The following is a 2098-nucleotide window of genomic DNA, read 5'->3' as shown; positions in this document are numbered from 1 at the left end:
CGTCGCCATCAGCGAAGTCGACGAGCCGAACATCGATTTGGCTCTCAAGATGGCGCCCGGCGTGAAGGTATATCGAGACTTCCGCGACTTGCTGGCGGCCAACGACATCGATGCGGTGTGCATCATGACGCCCGACCACTGGCACGCCTATATGACTGTCGAGGCCTGCAAGGCCGGCAAGGATGTCTACGTTGAGAAGCCCGTCTCGGTGACCGTCCATGAAGGCCGGATGATGGTCAAGGCCGCCCGCAAGTACAAGCGCATCGTGCAGGTCGGCACGCAGCAACGGTCCGGCAAGCACTTCGAAAAGGCGGTGGAGATTGTTCGAAGCGGCAAGCTCGGCGACATCAGCTTCGTGCGGACATGGAATTACGGCAACGAGTTCCCCGAAGGCATCGGCAATCCGCCTGACACCGACCCGCCCGATGACCTCGACTGGGACATGTGGCTCGGCCCCGCTCCCGAACGTGCATTCAACAAGAACCGCTTCGGCTATAACCCGAATCACTACTCATACTTCCGCTGGTTCTGGGACTATGCCGGCGGCATGATGACCGACTGGGGCGTCCATTTGCTGGATATCGTTCTGTGGGCGATGGAAGAGAAGGGCCCGCGCGTCATCACCACCGTCGGGGGCAAGTACGCGCTCCAGGACAATCGTGAAACGCCCGACACCATCCAAGCTACGTACGAGTTTCCCGGTTTTGCATGCGTCTACGAAAACCGCGGCGCAAACGCACAGTCGATGTGGGACCAAGGCTACGGCATTCTTTTCCACGGCACAGAGGGAACGTTGTTCCTGGACCGCAGCGGTTGGGAGATCATCCCGGAGACCAGGCCCATCGCTGCCGGCAGCCGCCAACGCATGGCGAGATTGATCGAGAACGAGACCACGACCGACCACTGGGCCGATTTCATCGAGTCCATGAAAACCCGCAAGCCGCCCAGGAGCGACATCGAGAACGGTCACCGCTCCACTGCAACCTGCCTGTTGGCAAACGTGTCTCTGCGGAGCCGCCAGCGCATCGAGTGGAATCCCGAGACAGAAACTACGGATAACAAGGAGGCCCGGACTTACCTGAGGCGTGAATACCGGCCGCCTTGGAAACTGGAATTGTAGAAGGGGGGGGCGGCCGGAATGGCTATGAGATGCGTCGCTTCGCGCTACCCAGCTTTCGCTCGCTGGTGCAAGGTGTCGAGGGTCAGGCCGGAGGCGGCTCGGATGGAGAATCCATAACGGCGTTGCGGATCATTGTCCCGCATCATGTCGCAACCTCCCTCCCCAAAAAGCTTATTCAAGGCGGCTTCGATGGCGGGTCGAAGCATGCCATCCGTCACGTCGTTATTCGGAAACTGAAGCCGGTCGTTGATGTAGAACTCCCATGCTTCCGGCCTGAGTTGCAGTTCGGCGGGATAGGCCGGTTCCGCAACCAAGGCCTTCGCCAAATCCAGGCAGCGCCGGAATGCCTCGACGATCCGTTCGTCATTCGATCCGCCGAAGTCCTTCTTCCCGGCGTAGAGCACCCCGAGCCCAGGACGGTTGAGGTCGATCGCGAAGTTGCCCTGATGGCCGGCCAGAAGGATTCCCGGGCCTCGCGCCATGTGCGCGTAGTCGGCCAGGTCGACCCACTGCGCAGGATGATTCTTGTCCTGCCGCCATCGGCCGAAGATCACCAGGAATGGGTCCAATCGGAAGCCGGGCGGCGCTTGGGCAAGCATCTTTACATGGATACGTTGAAGGTCGGCGCTCATCTTGAAAAAGCTTATCGGATTCCTTTCCGTGTGAAAATCGAGCCGGCGGCACCGAATCGGTATTGATCAAGTGACCGACGACTTGGGCCTCGATGTTGGCGGAAAGCCGGCCTGCATTTCTCACCGCGTGGCGAGACGAAGTGGGTGAGAGGGCCGTCAGGACGAGGCGCGAGCCGCCTGGCGCTCACAGGTGTACTTGAAAGTACATCAAGCACGGCAAGCAACTGCAAGGAAGTCATGGCGGTCTTACCGCGCGCTTCGGCCGGCAGACGGTGAGAAAAGCAGGTCAGGACTGTGTATAAACCGTCTGGGCCTGCTCGATGAAGAGCGTCGTTTCTTCGACGCG

General features: G+C 60.1%; 2 protein-coding genes. One reads left to right on the top strand and one right to left on the bottom strand.

Translation table 11 applies throughout. The features are described 5' to 3' along the window. On the top strand, positions 1-1120 hold a 1120-nt coding region (locus OXG98_06890), incomplete at its 5' end, for a Gfo/Idh/MocA family oxidoreductase (GenBank protein MCY3771729.1). A gap of 44 nt (positions 1121-1164) precedes the next feature. On the opposite strand, the gene OXG98_06885 is transcribed toward OXG98_06890, so the two are convergent. Continuing rightward, positions 1165-1752, bottom strand: a complete 588-nt coding sequence (locus OXG98_06885; GenBank protein MCY3771728.1) for a hypothetical protein — start codon at positions 1750-1752, stop codon at positions 1165-1167. Positions 1753-2098 lie beyond the last annotated feature (346 nt).

The organism is Gemmatimonadota bacterium, from assembly GCA_026706345.1.
GTDB lineage: Bacteria > JAAXHH01 > JAAXHH01 > JAAXHH01 > JAAXHH01 > JAAXHH01.
This window is presented reverse-complemented; position numbering and strand designations above follow the sequence as displayed.